Consider the following 19,364-nt stretch of genomic DNA (forward strand, 5'->3'; position numbering starts at 1 on the left):
CTTGATCATGGCATCACCGCAGCATGAGGATGATTTCGCTAATCTACGTTAGTCGCAGCCTGATCGCACGTTGCGCGCAGCAGGAGGAGATCGACAGCATCGTCAGCGGCTCGATGGCGCGCAACGCCCAATTGGCCGTGCGCGGCGCGCTGATCTACACCGAGCGGCATTTCGGCCAATTGCTCGAGGGCCCGGAGATGGCGGTGGATGAATTGATGAGCAGCATCGCGCACGATCCACGGCACGAATGCGTCACCATCATCGAGCGCAAGCCGATCGACTGCTACCGCTTTCCCAACTGGGGCCTCGCCTATTGGGGTACCGCCAGCTACATGGACCGCCGGATTGCGACCGTGCTGAACAAGCTGGAGGCCCCGGCGATGGCCGAGAAGACGGCAGAACTGTACAAGCTGATGCGGATGCTGGCGCAGGAAAGCACAAAGCAGCGGGCCCCGATCGGCAGGCCGTCGTCAAGCTGAACTGACGCCCTGCCGATCCGCCTGGTTCCACAGCTTGCGGCCGTCCGACTGGATGGATTCATGATGACGGTAGAGCCACCACAGCGCATCGGCCACCTCGCTGCGCAGCGAGGTGGCCGCATCGCCGAACATCACGGTGTCGATATCGAGCGCGAGCGCCTGCCTGCTGAGATCGACACGAAGGGCATCATCCCGGACGATGCGCAGCGCAGCCGCCACATATTCGGCTTCGGTCCTTGCCACCAGCCATTCAGGCATACCGAGGCGGCGCAGCAGCATGGCATCGGTGCGGCCGTGCGGTTCGGGGCACTCCATCGCCACCACCGGAATGCCCTGCCGCAGCGAATCGATCACGCTGTGCAGCCCACCGAACGGAAAGGGGCTGAGGTTCAGGTCGCAGGATGAGACGATCTCGAGGTAGCGGTCATAGCGCAACGTCGGATGGACGATGGCGCCGGGCAGGATCTGCTGGACGCTCTTGCGGATGGCGTCGAGCTCCAGTCCCGTCGCGTTGGGAAGCAGATGCAGTTCGAGCGGCCGACCGGCGTCGGCGCGGATCCGCGCGATCACGGACAGGAAGGCTGGATTGAGCTTCAGCGCGTTGCTGGGGAGGACGATGCTTAGCGGCTGCGGCTTGTCGCGGATCTGCGGCGGAAGCGGTGCATAATGCGGGGCCCGCTCGAAGATCAGGCTGTCGTCGGGCAGGGTTATGACGGTTTCGCCGAACAGTGCGGGATCGGAGACATAGCCTTGCTCGAGCAGATAATAGTCGATCGTGTCGCAGAAGGTCGATGCCGAATGGCCCAGCCCGGTCAGCTGGATCGGCGCCAGCCGCAGATTGGCGAACAGCGGGCCCCAATGGCGCATGCCGACGCTGGGATAGAAGATGATGTCTGGCGCCGTCTCACCGATCAGCCGGGCGATGTCGCGCAGATAGACGGTGTCGGTGCCGCGTTCGAACGTCAGCACCCGGTCGAACAGCGCCGCCACGGCCTCGTCGACCTCGCGCTTCTCGGTCAGCAGCACCAGTTCGAAGCGGGTGCGGAGCTGCCGCAGATATTGGCCGAAATAGCGATACTGGACATGAACGCTGTGCATGATCTCTGCGGCGAACAACAGCACCGGGCGTGTCTTGTCGGCCCGCCTCGCCGGCAGCTCCGCGTCGTGGAGGCCAAGATCCGCCGCCACATTGCGCAGCACGCCGTTGAAGCCGCGCTTTATCGCGTGCTTCCCCGCGGTGCCGGCATAGCTGCAGACCATCCAGGCCGAACTGATCAGCACCAGATGATCGACGCCGGCAGGGTAGGTGCCCAGCGGCAGCGACGGGGCGGCATCGAGCAGCTGGTTGCGGCGCTGCTGGCCGCGCAGCGTCATCACCGGCTTGGTGGCGATCAGGCTCGCCAGCAGCTGGGTGGCAAGGCGCGGCCCCGCTGCGCCCAATATCTTCGGATCCCACTCAAATGGGGTTTCCAGCGATAGCAGAACGAGCCGCTTCGCGATCTGCCCGGCCGGCGCGCTGACCGGCGTATCGCCGAGCAGCCGGATGATGACATCCGGGCCGCCAAAGCCCGACAGCTCGAAAACCTGCCGCATCGTGCCGGCGACGACCATCAGGCGGTCGGCGTCCGCGGCGCTGAGCTCCAGCTGGGGATCGGCGAAGACCGCGATGATCGCAGCGGCTAGCCGGTGGATCAGCACGCCGCGGTTGACCGCCTTGTCGGGCTGGCCGGCATCCTCGAGCAGGGTGCCGACCGTCATGTTGCGCAGCGCGCTGATCATCCGCGCCATGCGGTCGGGCGAACGGGCATAGGCTGCCCGCTCGAAGCCGATGAGGTCGCTCATCGCTTCGCCCCTAGCGTCATGCGCAAACTTCCCGCCGGTCCGGCCCGATCAATCGAAAATCTTGCCCCACGCCCGCTTCGCACGGCCTTTCCAATGGCCGCGGTGATAGGCGTCCGACGCCAGCAGCGGCACCACCGAACCGGCCTCGGCGAAGACCATCTGCTCGATGCCGGTGTTGACCTTGCCCCAGCTCGCAGCCTCCTGCAGCGTCGACGAAGAGCAGGCGCCGTCGCGCACGTCGGCGACGGTGATCTGCACCGCATATTTGTGGACCTGGACATCGTCATGGCCGAGAATCTCGGCGCAGACGACGGTGTCCTGGATGAAGTTCTTCGGCACGCCGCCGCCAATCATAAGCAGGCCGCTGGTGCCCGCCTTGATCTTGATGTCTGTCAGCTCGCGGAAGTCGGCGATCGCGTCCAGCACCATATAGGGGCGGCCTGCCTTCATGCAGTCGACCTGATGCTTGACGAGGCCGAAGCCCGCCGAGCTGTCGACAAAGGCGGGGCAGAAGATCGGCACGTCATGCTCATAGGCGAGCTTGACGAGGCTGTTCTCCTTCTTGCCGTGCTCGACGAGATATTTCCCCATCTCGCGGATGAAAGCGCGGCTCGAATAGGGGCGCGGTTCGAGCGAGTTCGCGATCTCGTAGATCGTGTGGTCGCAATCCTGGAGCTGCTCCTCGTCGATATAGGTATCGTAGATCCGGTCGATCAGCAGCGAGCGCAGCGTATCGTCGTCGGGCACTTCGAGCGCCTGGTAATGTTTGTGGCCGAGGCCCTCGAAGAAATCCATGTCGACGATCGACGCGCCGGTAGCGACGACCGCGTCTACCATGCCCGAGCGGACCAGTTCGGCATAGGCGTCCATGCAGCCGCCCGCCGAGGTCGAACCCGCGATCACCAGGAAGATGGTGCAGTCGGGATCCTCGAGCATCTGGTTGTAGATGCCGGTGGCACGGGCGAGATCGCGGCTGGTGAAGCTCATCTTGCCCATCGCGTCGATGATCGGGCGGGCGTCGAAGCTCTTGATATCGATATGCTCGACCACGGTCGAGAGCAGCTCGGCCTTGCGGGTGTCGTTGATGGCCACTTCGGTCATTGTCTTCTCCAGAAATCAATCGCCGTCATCCCAGCGGAAGCTGGGATCTCCCTTGTTTCTGGCAAGGAAACGAGATCCCAGCTTTCGCTGGGATGACGGATTAATGTGGTCGTCAGCCCTTACAGCTTGATGACGTTCGACGGAACCGCCTCGCGGACCTCGTCGTCGGCTACATAGAGGCTCGCCATCGGCTCGTCGTCCATGACCACCCGGTCGCCGGCGGTGAAGCCGTTGAAGCCGGTGCGCATCGCGCAGCCATAGGCACCGAGCATGCCGATCTCGATATAGTCGCCGGGGCCGATATCGGCGGGCAGCATGAACGGGCCCGCCATGCGATCCATGTCGTCGCAGGTCGGGCCGTAGAAGCTGAACGCCAGGTCCCGCGCCCGCGACGGCGTGTCGCGCAGCAGCTTCACCGGGAAGCGCCAGCCGATATGGGCCGCATCGAACAGCGCCCCATAAGCGCCATCGTTGATGTACAGCTCGTGCTCGCGGCGGCGTTCGACCCGCACCAGCAGGCTGGCATATTCGGCCGACAGCGCGCGGCCGGGCTCGCACCACAGTTCCGACGAATAGCTGACCGGCAGGCTCTCGAAGCTTTTGTGGATCGCGTCGAAATAGCCTTCGAGTTCGGGTGGCTCCATCCCCGGGTAAACCGACGGGAAACCGCCGCCGACATCGATCACGTCGACCGTGACGGCCGCCAGGACGATCGCCGCGCGCACCTTCTCCATCGCCTGCACATAAGCCGACGGGCTCATCGCCTGGCTGCCGACGTGGAAGCAGATGCCGAGCGCGTCCGCCACCTGGCGGGTGCGGATCAGCAGCTCCTTCGCTTCGCTCAGCTCGACGCCGAACTTCGACGCGAGGCTAAGCTTCGACATCTCTGAGGAGACGCGCAGCCGCACGCACAGGGTCAGGTCGGTCGCGGCCTGGGTGGCGCGGACGATCTTCTCCAGCTCCTCGATCGAATCGAGCGAGAAGGTGCGGACGCCATGCGTGAAATACGCCTCGGCGATCGCCTCCTCGGCCTTCACCGGGTGCATGAAGCAGAGTGTTGCACCGGGCAGCAGCCCCGCGACCAGCCGCACCTCGGCAATCGACGCGACGTCATAATGCGTCACGCCATTATCCCACAGGATCTGGATCAGGTCGGGCGATGGATTCGCCTTGACCGCATACATGGATCGCCCCTGGAACTTCTCCACGAAGAACCGGGCAGCCCGCGCGGCGGCGTGGGGACGAAGGAGCGTAACCGGCTGAACCGGCTTCAGGGACGCAGCTAGCCCCAGCGCGCTATGATGCTTGTGCAACTCAAGGGACCTCCGGGTGTAACGTTGGCAAGAAAGCTGCCTTGCGGTGGAAGTCCCATGGGGCAGCGGAGGCGCGGATATATGGTGCGATAACAGCTATGTAAAGTTGCGATCTGCAGCTCGTCGCGTCGAGCGGCCATATTGTCGATCAAGTCCATGGAAAATAGGATAAAATCATCAAAAGCTGTTGACGGGTTTCGTCGCTTTTCCGGCGCGAATCGGTCGAGCCGCGCTTGCGTTTGGCCCGGCGCTATGGCTTGGCTGCGTAATGACGCTCGAACCTGCCCCAGGATGCCGTGCCGCGGCTGTCGCCGATAGCGACGGGCCGGCGTCCCGGGGCGCGCTGCCGACGGCCTTCCTCATCCTCCAAGCCAGGGTGTAGGCCGGCGGCATGGCAGATCAGCATCACGAGCATTCCGGCCATGGTCACGGGCATTCGCATGCGCCCAAGGAGTTCGGCCGCGCCTTTGCGATAGGCGTGGCCCTCAACCTGGGATTCGTGATCGTCGAGGGCGCGGCAGGCTGGCTGTCCGGATCGATTGCGCTGATCGCCGATGCCGGGCACAACCTGTCCGACGTGCTCGGGTTGCTGATGGCCTGGGCGGCCTATGCCCTGGCGAAGCGGCCCGCGAGCGCGCGCTTCACCTATGGGCTTCGGGGATCGTCGATCCTCGCCGCGCTGTTCAACGCGATCCTGCTGCTGGTCGCCTGCGGGGCGATCGCGCTGGGGGCTGTCCAGCGCCTGCTGCACCCCGCGCCGGTGGAAAGCGGCGCGATGATGGCGGTCGCCGCGGTCGGCATCGTCATCAACCTGGGCACCGCACTGCTGTTCCTGCGCGGCCGCGAACATGATCTCAACATCCGCGGGGCGTTCCTCCACATGGCGGCCGATGCCGCGGTGTCCGCAGGCGTGGTCGTGGCGGGGCTGATCGTCGCGCGGACAGGGATGTCCTGGATCGATCCGGCGATGAGCCTGGTGATCGTCGCGGTCATCGTCGCCGGCACCTGGGGCCTGTTCCGCGATGCGCTGAGCATGTCGCTACATGGCGTTCCGGGCGGCATCGATGTCGACGAGGTCAGCGCGCGGCTTGCCGGCCTGCCCGGCGTCGGCGCCGTCCATCATGTCCATATCTGGCCGACCAGCACCACCGAAGTGGCGCTGACCGCGCACCTGCTGATGCCGTCTCAGGGCGAGAACGACGCCTTCCTCGCCGAAACCGCGCAGCTGATGCGCGACGAGTTCCGGATCGGCCACTCGACATTCCAGATCGAGCATGGCGCCTGCGCCGACGAGCGGCGCGATTGCGCGCCCGCGCACCAGCATTGAGGGCTGCATGATCCGTCCTGCCATCGTCCACCTGATCGCGGCCGCGCGCCCCAATTTCATGAAGGTCGCGCCGCTCTGGCATGCGCTGAAGGCGACCGCGGACTTTGCGCCGGTGATCGTCCATACCGGCCAGCATTACGATGCGGCGATGTCGGACGACATCTTCGCCGACCTGGGCCTGCCGGCGCCGGACCATCATCTCGGCATCGGCTCGGGCAGCCACGCCGAGCAGACGGGCAGGGTGATGATCGCCTATGAGGCGCTGGCGATCGCCGAGCGGCCGGACTGGCTGATCGTGGTCGGTGACGTCAATTCGACCGCGGCGGCATCGATGGCGGCGGGCAAGCTGCGCATTCCCATCGTCCATCTCGAAGCCGGCCTGCGCAGCCGCGACCGCGACATGCCGGAGGAGCTCAACCGGCTGGTGACCGACGTGCTCGCGGACGTGTTGTGGACGCCGTCGCCCGATGCCGACGACAATCTGATCGCCGAAGGCATCCCGCGCGAACGCATCACCCGCGTCGGCAATATCATGATGGACAGCTATGAGCTGGTCCGCCCGGCGATCCTGGCGGCGGACTATCCGGGCGAACTTGGACATAAGCCGGGCGGCTATGGCGTGGTCACGCTGCATCGCCCGTCGAACGTCGACCTGCCCGAACAGCTAGAGCGGCTGGTCGACGCACTCGTCGCGGTGCAGGCGCAGCTGCCGCTGATCTTCCCGGTTCACCCCCGCACCCGCCAGCGGCTGGGCGACGCCGGCATCGCCAGACTGGAAGGCGCAGGCATGAAGCTGGTCGGGCCGGCCGCCTATGTCCGCTTCATGAGCCTGGTCGCCGGGGCCGCCGCGGTGATCACCGATTCCGGCGGCATCCAGGAGGAAACCACCTATCTCGGTATTCCCTGCCTGACGCTACGCGAAAATACCGAACGGCCGATCACGATCAGCGAGGGCACCGCGCAACTGGTGAATGCGGGCAATCTGCTCGAGCGGCTTTTGGCCGCGCTCGCAGAACCGAAGCAGGACCGCAAGCGGCCGGAATATTGGGACGGCAAGACCGCCGGGCGCTGTGTTGAGGATCTGCGGCGGCGGATGGGGGCGTAGGGCGGGGTCGGGTGGCGACAGCTTTGCGGCCAGTTTCCGCCGCCAGTACAGCAACGGTTTAATTTGCGCCGCTATCGTTCAACCCCCGATTACGACCTAGTCAAGTTCAAAAGCCGCCTTGTAATCGGCTGCCAATGATGGGTCCTGATCCTCTTTCCGCAGGATGCAGTTTCCTACAACGAGGCGCTCGATTTCCGTGCCCATGAAGCAGCGGAAGGCATCTTCAGGATTGCAGACGATCGGTTCGCCCCTGACATTGAAGCTGGTGTTCACCAGTACGGGGCATTCGGTGCGCTCCTTGAAGTTCGAAAGCAGCTGCCAATATCTAGGGTTTGTCTCTCGGTGAACCGTCTGAATACGAGCAGAATAGTCAACGTGCGTGACGGCCGGGATTTCCGACCGCGGAACATTGAGCTTTTCGATCCCGAATAGCGCCTCTTCGGCGTTCGTCATTTTGCGTCGACGCTCGTGGAGCACGTCGCCGACAAGCAGCATGTACGGACTGTCCGTATCCACATCGAACCAGTCAGCAACATCCTCCCGAAGAATGGACGGAGCGAAGGGGCGGAAGCTCTCGCGATATTTCACCTTCAGGTTGAGCAGCTTCTGCATTGTCGGCGAGCGCGGGTCGCCTAGAATGGAGCGGTTACCGAGCGCGCGTGGGCCGAATTCCATTCGGCCCTGCATCCAGCCTACAGCCTTACCCTCTACCAGCGAATCCGCCGTGGCAGAAATCAGCTGCGCTTCATCCAGAACGGTATATTGGGCGCCGCAACTGCGTAGCTCTTTTTCGATCGCGACCTGTTCGAAAGCGGGGCCGAGATAGGCGCCTTGCATCTGGTCCCGCTCCAGAGTGATGCTCCGCGGCTGACCGCAATATTGGTGCCAGACCGAAAGGGCGGCTCCGAGCGCACCCCCCGCGTCACCCGCAGCAGGTTGTATCCATATATCGTCGAAGATTCCTTCTCTGTGAAGCCGACCATTTGCGACGCAGTTGAGGGCCACACCGCCGGCAAGGCACAGTTTCCGCTCTCCGAAGTGGGTGCGCGCATGGCGTGCAAGCCGAAGCACCACTTCTTCCGTGACTTTCTGGATGGACGCAGCCAGGTCCATTTCCCGCTGGGTCAGGTCGTCTTCCGGCTTTCGCGGAGGACCGCCGAACAGCGCATCGAACGCGGGCGATGTCATGGTGAGGCCGGTCGCATAATCGAAGTAGCGTTGATCGAGCCAGAACGATCCATCCGGTTTTAGATCGATCAGGTGGTCCAAGATAGTCTGGGCGAAGCGCGGCTCCCCATAGGGGGCGAGCCCCATCACCTTATATTCCCCGGAATTAACACGGAAGCCAGTGTAGAAGGTGAACGCGGAATAGAGCAGACCAAGCGAATGGGGGAAATGTAGTTCCCTATGGATGGCGAGGCGGTTTCCTTGGCCGACGCCAAGCGAGGTGGTGCACCATTCGCCGACACCATCCATGGTGAGCACGGCGGCACTCTCGAACGGCGAAGGGAAAAACGCGCTGGCCGCATGCGACTCATGATGTTCCGCGAACAGGATGGCGTCATCCCGTCCGCCGCCGCCGGGGAGTGCCTGGAGCGCAGAGCGCAGCATTGACTTCTGGAAGAGCTTTTCCTTCAGCCAAACTGGCATTGCACGGCGGAAGGATGCGAAACCTCGAGGTGCCGTGGCCAGATATGTTTCCAATAGCCGCTCAAATTTCGCGAACGGCTTTTCGTAAAAAACGACGTGGTCGACGCCGTCGAGCCCACAACCCGCCTCCTCCAGGCAGTAGGTTGCCGCCGATGCCGGAAATCGAGGATCATGCTTCTTGCGCGTGAAGCGCTCCTCCTGCGCGGCAGCGACAATTCTGCCGTCCTCGATCAAAGCCGCAGCGCTGTCGTGATAAAATGCCGAAATTCCTAGAATTCGCATGTGGGACCCGATCAGAACAGAGTGTAAATGAATGGCGCGAGCGCTGTGCCCGAGGTCAACAGAATAAGGCCGCCAAATATCGCCAGTACGAAAAGGATCGGAAGAAGCCAGAATTTCCGCCGGGCTCCCAGGAACGCCCAGATCTCTCGTGCAAACTCCATGATGGGTTCCTTTCTGGTTCGATCAGAATTGGTGCTCGACTGAACGCGGAAGCGGCCCCGGGGGATCGCGATCGATCCAGTGGCTCGCTGCGTTGGCATCGCGGCGGAGGCGCAGGGCGTCCCGTCCGCTAAGCCGCATTACCAGGGCGTAAGGAGTGAAGATCAGTCCAAAAATTGCAAACATGATCACCGGGTTCGTTATGCGAGCGAGCAGTGCTCCGAGTTGCATCCAAAGGCGATTCAAGGGCGCCAGTCCCTGGGGAGCCAGGACAGCGACAGTGATCAGAGCCAAGCCGGCACAACCAGTGGCCATTGTGTCGACCGTCCAGGCGCCATGGATCAGTCGCTTGGTTATGCAGAAAAGCAACAGCACGCTGCCCACCGTCCAGCCGAAGCTGCGCTCCGATGGAAGCTTAACATCCTTGTACTCGATGAATTCCTCGTGGGCGTGGCTGCTCATGGCTTACCCTTCCTCGGTTGCTGATTGCCGGCCGTTGCCGCCCGTGACTGTTGCTCCCATGCCGGGCCGAAGCGGCGAAGAAGAACGTCGCTAGCAAGTTGATTGGCGTATGCGCTCGCATGCGCATCGAAGCGATTTACGATCAGGCTTTTCCGATCCGACACAGCAGCCAGAGCCGGACGCAGATCAACGCAGGCGATGCGTTCCCGATGGCACCGCTCCAGGAGCTTGTCGATCAAGCCATCGTTCGGGCTGAGGCCGATCGGACGACCAAGCTCCGGCCAGATGTAGATCGCGATCGGTATCGCCGCGGCACGGGCGACATTCAGAACCTCCGCGAGTCGAGCGTCGGCGCGCTGCGCGAGTTCGTCGCGGGGGTCGCGGAAGCGCGCATAATAGGCATCGGGATCTACAAGTCCGAGCCGGATCTGGGCATCGGCGAAAGCATGGGAGAGCAACATGTACAGCGCTGATGAGCGGGACAGAGGTTCATGCAGGATCCATCCAGGCTGCTTTGGATCGGGACGGCGCGTTTGGGGATCGTCGACGTCGTTCAGATACCATTGCAACAAAATGAAATGTGGGTGCGAAGCACGTATTGCGACCGCCATGTTCGCGCGATGCTCGGCGTAGTTGGCACCGGGCACGCCGAAATTAAGCACTTCGTAGCGATGCTCTCGCCGGTTAAGCAGCTCATCTAGGCGATCGGAAACGCGATCCCGTTCCATGATCCCCGCGCCATAGGTAAAGCTATCGCCTATAATTGCGATCCGGAAGATGCCGGGCTGAGCCATCGGCGTGAAGTCGCGGTCGCGAAATCCAAGGCGATTTTTTTGGGGCGGGTGGCTGGTATACCATCTCTGCGAAAAGTAATCAGTGCGGTTGCCCGTCGTGCCTATATCGGAGAGCAGGATCCGAGCACCTATCTCGCAGCCGAACAGCACGATAATGAGCGACGCCATGCACAAGCCTACATTGGCGAATATTTTGCGGAGCTTGGACGATGGGCGTTGCTGGGCAACTATCGTACTAGCCAAGGGCGTGTTCCCTATCTTGCAAGGCTGAAATGGCGAAGCTCGACCGGCGGTGCGGCAGCCGTGCACCGAGTGAATGCAAAGGCATCACGAAGCTCTCGTCTACCCCGAGACTGACGAGCCACTTTCGAAAAGAGCGGGTTGATGCAAAGATAAGGCTCGCCTCGTAAATTACAGTCGGCAAGTCATCATCGAGGGGCACAAAGTATCGGAGGCCCGGAATCGTCAGCGGTAGTTTTTTAACCACAGTATCAAGCGACTGGTCGATCGCATCAGGGCTGATATCGTTGAGGACCAAGGCAATCATGCCATGCGCACTGCTGCGGTAGATATGATGCAACAGTGGCTGGAAGGCTACGCAGCCATGCCTGAAGACCAACTCGATAACTGCCTGAATGGCCATGCGCCCGTCTCCGATGGCACCCGCGGAAGCTGGCTCGGGGCTCCGACAACCGCGTGACCCCAGACCTACATGTTCATCTGTGATTTCCGCAGCGCGCATAAGATTAGCAAATAGGCCTTTGTTGGTAACAACATTGAGCATGTGCCAGCGACGACACGAAATTTGGTAACCTGAGCGAGAAATTCATCGTTTAGAGGAGGGCGCTAGAATCCGAGCGTGATTACCCGAAGCTGGTGAGCGATCACCCTGTCGCCGGTTGGCGGAGCAGGTAGTCGATGCCATCGATCCCGATATATGTCTGCGGGTAATCGTGATCCGGATATCGGGTGCGCAACACCCGCCTGAGCTCGAAGCCGGGCCGGTTCGTCGAGGGATCAGCGCAGATCGCTGTCATAGGAGGAGACGATACCGCGCCGTCGAGCGTCAAGCCGCCATCACCGTCGACATTGTCGCGGACGGAGGATGCCGATCACGCCATCCAACGGAAAGCGTGCTAGCAGGACTTGCCGAAGTAGCGTGAACGCTAGCTTTCCCGCCTGCGCATCGACAGCGGCGATCTGTCGATGACAGCAAACGCCTTAGCGCGATCCTCTGGCAAAGGCAGTCAGCGGTCGCCCGTGTCGGGTCAGGAGCTCTTCGTATCGCGTTCACCGCGGAATCGCCGGCTCAGCATCTTTCCTCCCGCTCCCAGAACAAGGAGGGCGCCCAAGCCGATGCCGGCGATCGGCGCCGGAGTACCGTGAGCACCACCGCCACCGCCATTACCGCCGCCACCGGCATTGCCGTTCGAGCCCGTGTTGCCGTTGTTCCCGTTATTCGGGTTGCCATGGCCGGCATTGCCGTTCGCGTTCCCGTTCCCGCTGTTGCCGTTATTGGGATTGCCGGCAGCGAAGGCGGGGATGGACAGCGAGCACCAGCCCAGCGTCGCGACAATCAGGGTCAGGCGCGTGATTTTGTGCATGATGCTCATCCCCAGAGGTGGTTCGATCGTAATCGATACCTCCCGGCGATCGCGATTTCTCTTGCGCATAATATGTAACTCCTAGTCTCCGCCGGAGCTTGCCATCCTTCGGCAGCAGGTACGTCAATGTCGGCTCAGAAACATGTTCGATGCGGATGAAGCTGATAGGCGGATGTCTGCATTCGCCTTGGGGTCAATCCCCCGCTACCAGCCCCTCCCGCGCTCGCGCATAGGCTTGGGTTCCCCGCGTTAACACCCGGTCGCCCGCGACGATCTCGCCCGGCTCGATGTCGTCCTGCTCCGCGATCTCGGCATAGACCGGGCCGAAGTCGGTTTCGATCGTCTGGCGGAGCAGATCGTCGAAGCTGTCGATCACGAAGTAATTCTGCTGGTAGTCGTCGATCCGGTAGCGGGTGCGCATCACCCGCCTGAGGTCGAAGCCGAGCCGGTTGGGCGAGGGGTTGTCGAGCGCGAAGATCGACTCGCCATAGGAGGAGACGATGCCCGCGCCGTAGAGCTTGAGGCCGCCATCACCCTCGGCGCCGTCGCGGACCAGGCCGAATTCGACGGTATACCAGTAAAGGCGCGCCAGCCGGTCGATCGCGCCCTGTTCCAGGGCGCGGAGACCGCCGCGGCCATAGGCCTGCATATAGTCGGCGAACACCGGGTTGGCGAGCAGCGGGACGTGGCCGAACACGTCGTGAAAGATATCCGGCTCCTGTAGGTAGTCCACCTGCTCGGGCGTGCGGATGAACCGGCCGGCAACGAAGCGGCGGTTGGCGAGATGTTCGAAGAAGACGTCCTCCGGCACCAGTCCCGGCACGGCGACGACCTGCCAGCCGGTCGTTGCCATCAGCCGCTCGGACAGTTCGGCGAAATCGGGGATGCCGCGCTTCGACAGCCGCAGGATATCGAGCCCTTCGAGGAAGGCCGGCGCGACCCGGCCCGGCAACATCGCCGACTGGCGCGCGAACAGCCGATCCCACATCGCATGCTCGGCAAGGCTATAGCTGTCCCACGCCTGGGCTATGGTCCAGTCGGGTGCGGCGCCCGGGGGCGGGCCAGCGGCTATGGTCTCGTCGGTCTTGAGCATCACAGCGATATAGCAACAGATGATACCATTTACACCGGTGCATCGACCGCATTTTAGGGCTGACCGGCGCTGCCTTTGGCGTCTATGTGGATGCATAAAGCAGCATCGCGGGAGCCGGGGCCATGACCGTCATCATCAAGGAAGCCGATCTGATCGAGAGCGTCGCCGACGCGCTCCAATATATCAGCTATTATCACCCGATGGATTATATCAGGGCGCTTGGCGCGGCCTATGAGGCGGAACAGGGGCCAGCCGCCAAGGATGCCATCGCGCAGATCCTGACCAACAGCCGGATGTGCGCGGAGGGCCACCGTCCGATCTGCCAGGATACCGGCATCGTCACCGTCTTCATCAAATGGGGCCAGCAGTGCATGCTGGATTCCGAGAGAAGCCTGCAGGAGGTCGTCGACGAGGGCGTTCGCCGCGCTTACCTCCATCCCGAAAACCGGCTGCGCGCGTCGATCCTCAAGGACCCGGCGTTCAGCCGCGTCAACACCAAGGACAACACGCCGTCTGTGCTCAACGTCGAGATGGTGCCCGGCCATCATGTCGAGGTCGCGGTTGCGGCTAAGGGCGGCGGTTCGGAGAACAAGTCGAAGTTCGCGATGCTGAACCCATCGGAATCGATCGTCGACTGGGTGATCGAGACCGTCCCGAAGATGGGTGCCGGCTGGTGCCCGCCGGGGATGCTCGGTATCGGTATCGGCGGCACCGCCGAAAAGGCGATGACGATGGCCAAGGAATCGCTGATGGGCGATATCGACATGGCCCAGCTCAAGCAGCGCGGCCCCCAGAACGACATCGAGAAGCTGCGGATCGAGATCTTCGACAAGGTCAACGCGCTCGGTATCGGCGCGCAGGGGCTTGGCGGCCTTTCGACCATCCTCGACGTCAAGATCCTCGATTATCCGACCCATGCGGCATCGAAGCCGGTGGCGATGATCCCGAACTGCGCGGCGACCCGCCATGCGCATTTCCATCTCGACGGCTCGGGCCCGGCCTATCTCGATCCGCCGAATCTCGACGAATGGCCGAAGGTGGAATGGGCGCCGTCGAAGGAGTCGATCCGCGTCGACCTGAACGCGCTGACCCCCGAGATCGTCGCGAGCTGGAAGCCGGGCGACCGGCTGCTGCTCAACGGCAAGATGCTCACCGGCCGCGATGCCGCGCACAAGCGCATCCAGGAGATGCTGGCGAAGGGCGAGCCGCTGCCGGTCGATTTCAAGGGCCGGGTGATCTACTATGTCGGCCCCGTCGATCCGGTGCGCGACGAGGTCGTCGGCCCCGCCGGCCCGACCACCGCGACCCGCATGGACAAGTTCACCGACATGATGCTCGAGCAGACCGGCCTCATCGCCATGGTCGGCAAGGCCGAGCGCGGGCCTGCGGCGATCGAGGCGATCCGGAAGCACAAGGCCGCCTATCTGATGGCGGTCGGCGGTGCGGCCTATCTGGTGGCCCGCGCGATCAAGGGCGCCAAGGTCGTCGGCTTCGCCGATCTCGGCATGGAGGCCATCTACGAGTTCGATGTTAAGGACATGCCGGTCACGGTGGCCGTAGACGCGACCGGCGAGAGCGTCCACCACACCGGCCCGCTGGTGTGGCGCGAGAAGATCGCCAAGGAGAAGCTGCTCGAGACCGCGTAAGGCGCCGTCGCCCCGGCGGAGGCCGGGGCCTCGGTCGGCGAGGGCGGAGTAGGGGTGGCACGGCACTCCTGAGATCCCGGCCTCCGCCGGGATGACGTGGAGGGATAAGGGGGCTAGCCGCCCTTTTCTCCGTTCACGGTCAGCGAATAATGGATGCGGACCCAGGCGCCGATCAGCGGCTTGCCGTCGGCACGCGGGGGGCGGACGCGGAATTGCCAGGCGGCCTGTCGGACGGCCCGGGCCATGCCGGATCCCATCGGCCCCTCGTCCAGCTCGCGGCAGTCCTCGACGCGATAGTCCGCGATCGTCCGGCAGATGATCTCGCCCCATCCCGATCGCGGCGTGCCCTTCGGAAGATAATAGGCGAGCTCGGCCTGGGTCGGCTCGCGATACCATTCGGCGTTGTAGAGGCGCGCGCCGCCCGGCCCTTCGCCGGATCCGCTGCTGTCGGCGGAGCCGGTGCCGCCGGTGCCGCTTGCCCCTTGTGTGCGTGAAGGGATCTTGCCGATATCGCTGGCGGCGAACACGTCGCTGCTGACCAGCATCATCCTGAGCGGTGCGGCCGCCGGCAGCGGCGGATCTGGCAGCTTCGGCGCGGTCACGGCTTCGACCGGCCTGGGCGTCGCCTTGCGTGCTGCGGCCTTCCTCTCGGCCTTGGGTTCGCGCAGCGCGAGCAGTGGAAAGCTCTTATACTCCGGCTCGACTTTCCTGACCGCGAGCGGCGGCGCCATGAGGAAGGCCAGGAGGACAGCGACCAGGTGGACGGCGGCGGCGAGCAAAAGCCCGATGGCGCGCCGCGTCAACAGCTCGGGGCGCCGCGCCGGCAGGAGTGTTCGGAAGGCCGGACGCATGAGGATCGCCCCTAAACACCGCGACGACATGCCGCAACCCGATCGGCACGTCTCTATGATGCCACGCTGTCTCCCGGATGAACCGGCCAGCAAAAAGGCAGGGTCGTATCGCCATTAGCATCGCCGGCCGCCGTGAAGCGGCGCTCGACGAACAGCCCCCGACCCTCGCCGTCGACCGCGATCACCGAACTGCACCGCGTGCCATAGACCGGATTTCGGATGAAGATCGGACTGTGGTTCGGTTCCTGCGGCACGTCGGAGGGTTGGACAGGGTCGAGGCCGATATCGGGAAGCGCTTCCTCGCGCAGGCCTTCGAGCAGCAGCTCGGGCGTGTCGGCCGGGCCCATTAGCCAATCCAGAAGGATGGATTTGAGCCTTAGCGTCTTGGGCCAGGGTTCGTCGAGCGCCCCGTTGGACAGGCCGTAGAGGCCGGAACCGAGGCTGGTGTGCAACGCCGCCGGACGATTGGACAGGAAGCGGGCGCGATCACCGTCGATCGCGATCAGGTTGACCGGATTATAGGCGTCTATCGCCATGCTGTCGGGATCGGTGCCTTTGAGCAGGCCGGTCACCAGTCCGCCGCGCGAAGGCCGGTCCTGCCCGGGCGAGCCGAAACCGCGCAGGTTGGTGACGACAGCGCAGCGACCTCGTTCGGAGACGCCCAGCCAGGTGCCGCCCGACTGCAGGTCGCGGCCCGCGAGCAGTCCGCTATCCTGCCAGCGCGCCAGCGGAGCGGCGGGGCGGGCATGGAACTCGTCGCGATTGGCGGCGATGACGAGCCGCCAGCGCGGATGGGCTTGCCAGGCCATGGCGAGGACGCACATCGGCGGCTCTACCGTTTCGGCCTGCCGCCGGGCCAGCGTGTCTCGGGCAGGAAGAACGTGGTGACGAGGGCGATGGCCATGCAGGCCGCCACATACCAGAAGAACGCGGCCTCGATCCCCGCGGCCTTGAACGACAGCGCGATCGATTCCGCGGTGCCGCCGAAAATTGCCTGACTGACCGCATAAGGCAGGCCGACGCCCAGCGCGCGGACGTGCGGCGGGAACAGCTCGGCCTTGACGACGGCGCTGGTGGCGCTCGATCCGGAGATGATCAGATAGGCGAGGCAGATCAGCAGAAAGGCGCTCACCATACTCTGCGCCGCGCCGATCGCGGTGAACAGCGGCACGGTGGCGATCCCGCCCAGAATCCACGTCCAGTAGAGCAGCGGCTTGCGGCCGATCCTGTCGGAGAGGGCGCCGAGCAACGGCTGGATGACGATGTAGAAGATCAGCGCCGCCGAGCAGATCAGCGACGCCTGGTCCTTGGCGAAGCCGGCGCTCGCGACCAGATATTTCTGCATATAGGTGGTGAAGGCGTAGAAGCTGACATTGCTGCCGATCGACAGGCCGAACACAAGGGCAACCTGCTTCGGCTGCTCGCGGATCAGCGTGACGAGACCTCCCTTGCGCTTCCGCGTGCCTTCTCCGAGGAAATCGGGTGTCTCGTCGATCCCGCGACGGAGCCAGAACACCGTGACCGCCAGGATGGCGCCGGTCGCGAACGCGATCCGCCAGCCAAAGGATTCGAGCTGGGCTTCGGTCAGGAACACGAACTGCAGCAGCACCAGCAGCGCGAGCGCGAGCAATTGCCCGGCGATCAGCGTGACATATTGGAAGCTCGACCAGAAACCGCGTCTGTCGGGCGGCGCAATCTCGGTGAGATAGGTGGCAGCGGTGCCGAACTCGCCGCCCAGGCTGAGTCCTTGGGCCATCCGCGCGACGACCAGCAGCAGCGGCGCGGCGAGGCCGATCGACGCATAGGTGGGGGTGCACGTGATGATCAGCGAGCCGGCGCACATCAGCGTGATGGACCAGGTCAGCGCGCTCTTGCGGCCGTAGCGGTCGGCGAGCACCCCGAGCAGCCAGCCGCCGAGGGGCCGCATCAGGAAGCCGATCGCGAACACGATGCTGGTGCTCAGCAATTGCGCGGTCGGATCGCCCTTCGGGAAGAAGCTCTTCGCGAAATAGAGCGAGAAGGCGGAGTAGATATACCAGTCATACCACTCGACGAGATTGCCGAGCGCACCGCCGACGACCGAACGGACGGCGTTGGGGCGGCGGGTTTCTGCTCTCACCTCTGTTCGTCATTCCAGCGAACGCTGAAATCCCTCTGTCTTCCTGGCCGCGAGGAAGAAGAAATGAGATCCCGGCTTTCGCTGGGATGACGAAGAGAGATGAGGGATCGGCTCAAAACAGACCCAGCCCGCCGATTTCAACATCGTCGAGCGCGATCCCGAACACGAAGTTCAGGCGCAGCCGATATGCCGTCGCGCTTTCGATGTCGGCCTCGACATGCTGATCGCCGTTGCGCCGGCGATAGTGGCGATCGGTGAGCGAGGCGAAGCCGGACGGAAGACAGATGCTGACCACCGAAAGGTTGGTGAAGCGGATATTCGGCCGGGTCGAGGACCAATGGTTGGACAGCTCGAGATCGGCCGATGCGACATTCTCCAGCGTAAAGCTGTACTGGGGCTGCCAATCTACGCCGGCGGAGCGACCATCGGTCGCAGCCGGGTCGCCGCGCCGTTCGAGCAGCCAGCCATGGTCTTCAATCAGCGAGAGGCGGAATTGGGCGCCGTCGGGCGCGGTCGCAGTCGAGCCTTCGAACAGCTTCATTGGCGGCGAGTAGCTGCCGCCGAAGCCGGCGTCGGCGATCCAGGGTTCGCCTTCGATCTGGATCAGGTTGAGGGTGTGGGTGCGCGGCGGGACTCCGTCAGCCATCAGCCAGATCCGCGCGAGCAGCGGCCGCGCATCGAAGCCGATCGCGGTCAATGCGCGCAGGAACAGCTGGTTCTGTTCGAAGCAATAGCCGCCGCGGCGGCGATGGACGAGTTTGTCGAACACATGGGCCGGATCGAGGCTGATGCCGCGGCCCAGCCGCACGTCGAGATTTTCGAAGGGAATCGACAGGCGGTGCGCGCGCTGCACGATGGCCAGTCCCTCGGCATCGGCGGCCGGTTGCAGCCCCAGGCCGATGCGGGCGAGGTAGCTGTCTAGGTCGATCGGTGCGCTTATTTGCATGGGCCGGTGCGGTGGCCGGTGCCGGTGGTCACGATCCTGACCGGCGCGCCATCCTTGGTGCCGGTGGACATCGTCGAAATCTCGTAGCTGTCGGGGGTATAGCTGCCCTTCGATGCGACCAGCAGCCCTTCGGGAAAGCGCTTGTTGACGCAGAAGGTGTCGAAGGCGAGCTTGCCGCCGACGAGCGAAAAGCGGCGCAGCTTGCAGACTGCGGCGTCGTCCTGGGTCAGCAAGGCTTCCGGGCGGCTCACCGCCTGCTGCGCGGTGTAGCAGCTCTTGCGGCTGCTGTTTCCGGCGAAGACCTTCACGACCCATTGCGGGACGCCGGGCACGTCGGCGCTGATCGTCTTGGTCTGATGCTGCCACGCGCCCGGCGCGAAGCCGTCGGCAGCGGCCGGCGCGGCCAACGCGAGCAGAATGAAGCCGGTCGCCATGTGACGCGTTTTCTTGCCGTTTCCCGCACTCATCGGACTGTTCTCCTCACGACTTCGATCCATTAACGGCTGACTGCTAAGGTTCAAGCCTGCTCGGCCGGGCGGGCGGCGATCTGTCGCCACGGGCCGGCTGTGCTGATAGGGTCTGCCGGGGGGT

At 63.8% G+C, this 19,364-nt stretch carries 19 protein-coding genes; 4 read left to right on the forward strand and 15 right to left on the reverse strand.

Annotation, left to right across the window (positions count from 1 at the left end; translation table 11 throughout):
• Window positions 1–23 precede the first annotated feature (23 nt).
• On the forward strand, window positions 24–479 hold the full coding sequence (locus tag AC1DPF_RS03570) for a BLUF domain-containing protein (protein WP_477959735.1): 456 nt from the start codon (window positions 24–26) through the stop codon (window positions 477–479).
• Here the strand turns inward: AC1DPF_RS03570 and AC1DPF_RS03575 are convergent.
• The 3 genes from AC1DPF_RS03575 to AC1DPF_RS03585 form a co-directional block, all read right to left on the reverse strand.
• Window positions 471–2,321 carry a hypothetical protein gene (locus AC1DPF_RS03575; protein WP_477959736.1) on the reverse strand — a complete coding sequence of 617 codons (1,851 nt, stop codon included), beginning with the start codon at window positions 2,319–2,321 and terminating at the stop codon, window positions 471–473. The two genes, AC1DPF_RS03570 and AC1DPF_RS03575, sit on opposite strands and share 9 nt — an antisense overlap.
• A gap of 48 nt (window positions 2,322–2,369) precedes the next feature.
• The gene (locus AC1DPF_RS03580) at window positions 2,370–3,422 is read right to left on the reverse strand and encodes a 1,9-bis(guanidino)-5-aza-nonane synthase (RefSeq protein ID WP_477870066.1); all 1,053 of its coding nucleotides are present in this window, start codon (window positions 3,420–3,422) and stop codon (window positions 2,370–2,372) included.
• Window positions 3,423–3,541: 119 nt separating this feature from the next.
• Window positions 3,542–4,735 carry a type III PLP-dependent enzyme gene (locus AC1DPF_RS03585; protein ID WP_477959737.1) on the reverse strand — a complete coding sequence of 398 codons (1,194 nt, stop codon included), beginning with the start codon at window positions 4,733–4,735 and terminating at the stop codon, window positions 3,542–3,544.
• 391 nt (window positions 4,736–5,126) lie between these two features.
• Between AC1DPF_RS03585 and AC1DPF_RS03590 the strand changes: the two genes are divergently transcribed.
• Together AC1DPF_RS03590 and wecB are read left to right on the forward strand one after the other, a co-directional pair.
• A complete protein-coding gene (locus tag AC1DPF_RS03590; protein ID WP_477870070.1) occupies window positions 5,127–6,062 on the forward strand; it encodes a cation diffusion facilitator family transporter in 936 nt (311 codons plus the stop codon).
• A gap of 7 nt (window positions 6,063–6,069) precedes the next feature.
• Window positions 6,070–7,167 carry a non-hydrolyzing UDP-N-acetylglucosamine 2-epimerase gene (wecB, locus tag AC1DPF_RS03595; RefSeq protein ID WP_477870072.1) on the forward strand — a complete coding sequence of 366 codons (1,098 nt, stop codon included), beginning with the start codon at window positions 6,070–6,072 and terminating at the stop codon, window positions 7,165–7,167.
• Window positions 7,168–7,263: 96 nt separating this feature from the next.
• Here wecB and AC1DPF_RS03600 read toward each other — a convergent pair whose 3' ends face one another.
• The 7 genes from AC1DPF_RS03600 to phhA all read right to left on the reverse strand — a co-directional run bounded on the left by AC1DPF_RS03600 (window position 7,264) and on the right by phhA (window position 13,211).
• Window positions 7,264–9,099 carry a carbamoyltransferase family protein gene (locus tag AC1DPF_RS03600; RefSeq protein WP_477959739.1) on the reverse strand — a complete coding sequence of 612 codons (1,836 nt, stop codon included), beginning with the start codon at window positions 9,097–9,099 and terminating at the stop codon, window positions 7,264–7,266.
• Window positions 9,100–9,110: 11 nt separating this feature from the next.
• Window positions 9,111–9,359 carry a DUF5989 family protein gene (locus tag AC1DPF_RS03605; RefSeq protein ID WP_477959741.1) on the reverse strand — a complete coding sequence of 83 codons (249 nt, stop codon included), beginning with the start codon at window positions 9,357–9,359 and terminating at the stop codon, window positions 9,111–9,113.
• Window positions 9,283–9,720 (reverse strand): SxtJ family membrane protein, encoded by a 438-nt coding sequence (locus tag AC1DPF_RS03610; RefSeq protein ID WP_477959743.1) that lies wholly within the window; start codon window positions 9,718–9,720, stop codon window positions 9,283–9,285. The genes AC1DPF_RS03605 and AC1DPF_RS03610 overlap by 77 nt, the downstream gene beginning before the upstream one ends.
• Window positions 9,717–10,682: an SGNH/GDSL hydrolase family protein gene (locus AC1DPF_RS03615; RefSeq protein ID WP_477870080.1), complete on the reverse strand. Its 966-nt coding sequence runs from the start codon at window positions 10,680–10,682 to the stop codon at window positions 9,717–9,719. The genes AC1DPF_RS03610 and AC1DPF_RS03615 overlap by 4 nt, the downstream gene beginning before the upstream one ends.
• Before the next feature lie 67 nt (window positions 10,683–10,749).
• Complete coding sequence (locus AC1DPF_RS03620; protein WP_477870081.1) at window positions 10,750–11,157, reverse strand: hypothetical protein; 408 nt, start codon at window positions 11,155–11,157, stop codon at window positions 10,750–10,752.
• A 625-nt stretch (window positions 11,158–11,782) separates the two neighbouring features.
• A complete protein-coding gene (locus tag AC1DPF_RS03625) occupies window positions 11,783–12,127 on the reverse strand; it encodes a hypothetical protein (protein WP_477959745.1) in 345 nt (114 codons plus the stop codon).
• 184 nt (window positions 12,128–12,311) lie between these two features.
• Window positions 12,312–13,211: a phenylalanine 4-monooxygenase gene (gene phhA, locus AC1DPF_RS03630; RefSeq protein WP_477959747.1), complete on the reverse strand. Its 900-nt coding sequence runs from the start codon at window positions 13,209–13,211 to the stop codon at window positions 12,312–12,314.
• Between the two features lie 122 nt (window positions 13,212–13,333).
• Here phhA and AC1DPF_RS03635 point away from each other — a divergent pair, with 122 nt between their 5' ends.
• Complete coding sequence (locus tag AC1DPF_RS03635) at window positions 13,334–14,857, forward strand: fumarate hydratase (protein ID WP_477959749.1); 1,524 nt, start codon at window positions 13,334–13,336, stop codon at window positions 14,855–14,857.
• Between the two features lie 113 nt (window positions 14,858–14,970).
• Here the strand turns inward: AC1DPF_RS03635 and AC1DPF_RS03640 are convergent, their stop codons facing one another.
• The 5 genes from AC1DPF_RS03640 to AC1DPF_RS03660 form a co-directional block, all read right to left on the reverse strand.
• Window positions 14,971–15,708, reverse strand: coding sequence for a hypothetical protein (locus AC1DPF_RS03640; protein ID WP_477959751.1), 738 nt, complete (start codon window positions 15,706–15,708; stop codon window positions 14,971–14,973).
• Between the two features lie 53 nt (window positions 15,709–15,761).
• The gene (locus AC1DPF_RS03645; protein ID WP_477870090.1) at window positions 15,762–16,532 is read right to left on the reverse strand and encodes an NRDE family protein; all 771 of its coding nucleotides are present in this window, start codon (window positions 16,530–16,532) and stop codon (window positions 15,762–15,764) included.
• Window positions 16,533–16,540: 8 nt separating this feature from the next.
• On the reverse strand, window positions 16,541–17,827 hold the full coding sequence (locus AC1DPF_RS03650) for an MFS transporter (protein ID WP_477870092.1): 1,287 nt from the start codon (window positions 17,825–17,827) through the stop codon (window positions 16,541–16,543).
• Between the two features lie 112 nt (window positions 17,828–17,939).
• Window positions 17,940–18,773: an arylamine N-acetyltransferase family protein gene (locus tag AC1DPF_RS03655; protein WP_477870094.1), complete on the reverse strand. Its 834-nt coding sequence runs from the start codon at window positions 18,771–18,773 to the stop codon at window positions 17,940–17,942.
• Complete coding sequence (locus AC1DPF_RS03660; RefSeq protein WP_477870096.1) at window positions 18,764–19,240, reverse strand: DUF3617 domain-containing protein; 477 nt, start codon at window positions 19,238–19,240, stop codon at window positions 18,764–18,766. The genes AC1DPF_RS03655 and AC1DPF_RS03660 overlap by 10 nt, the downstream gene beginning before the upstream one ends.
• Window positions 19,241–19,364 lie beyond the last annotated feature (124 nt).

Source organism: Rhizorhabdus sp. P4_G6, assembly GCF_056401045.1.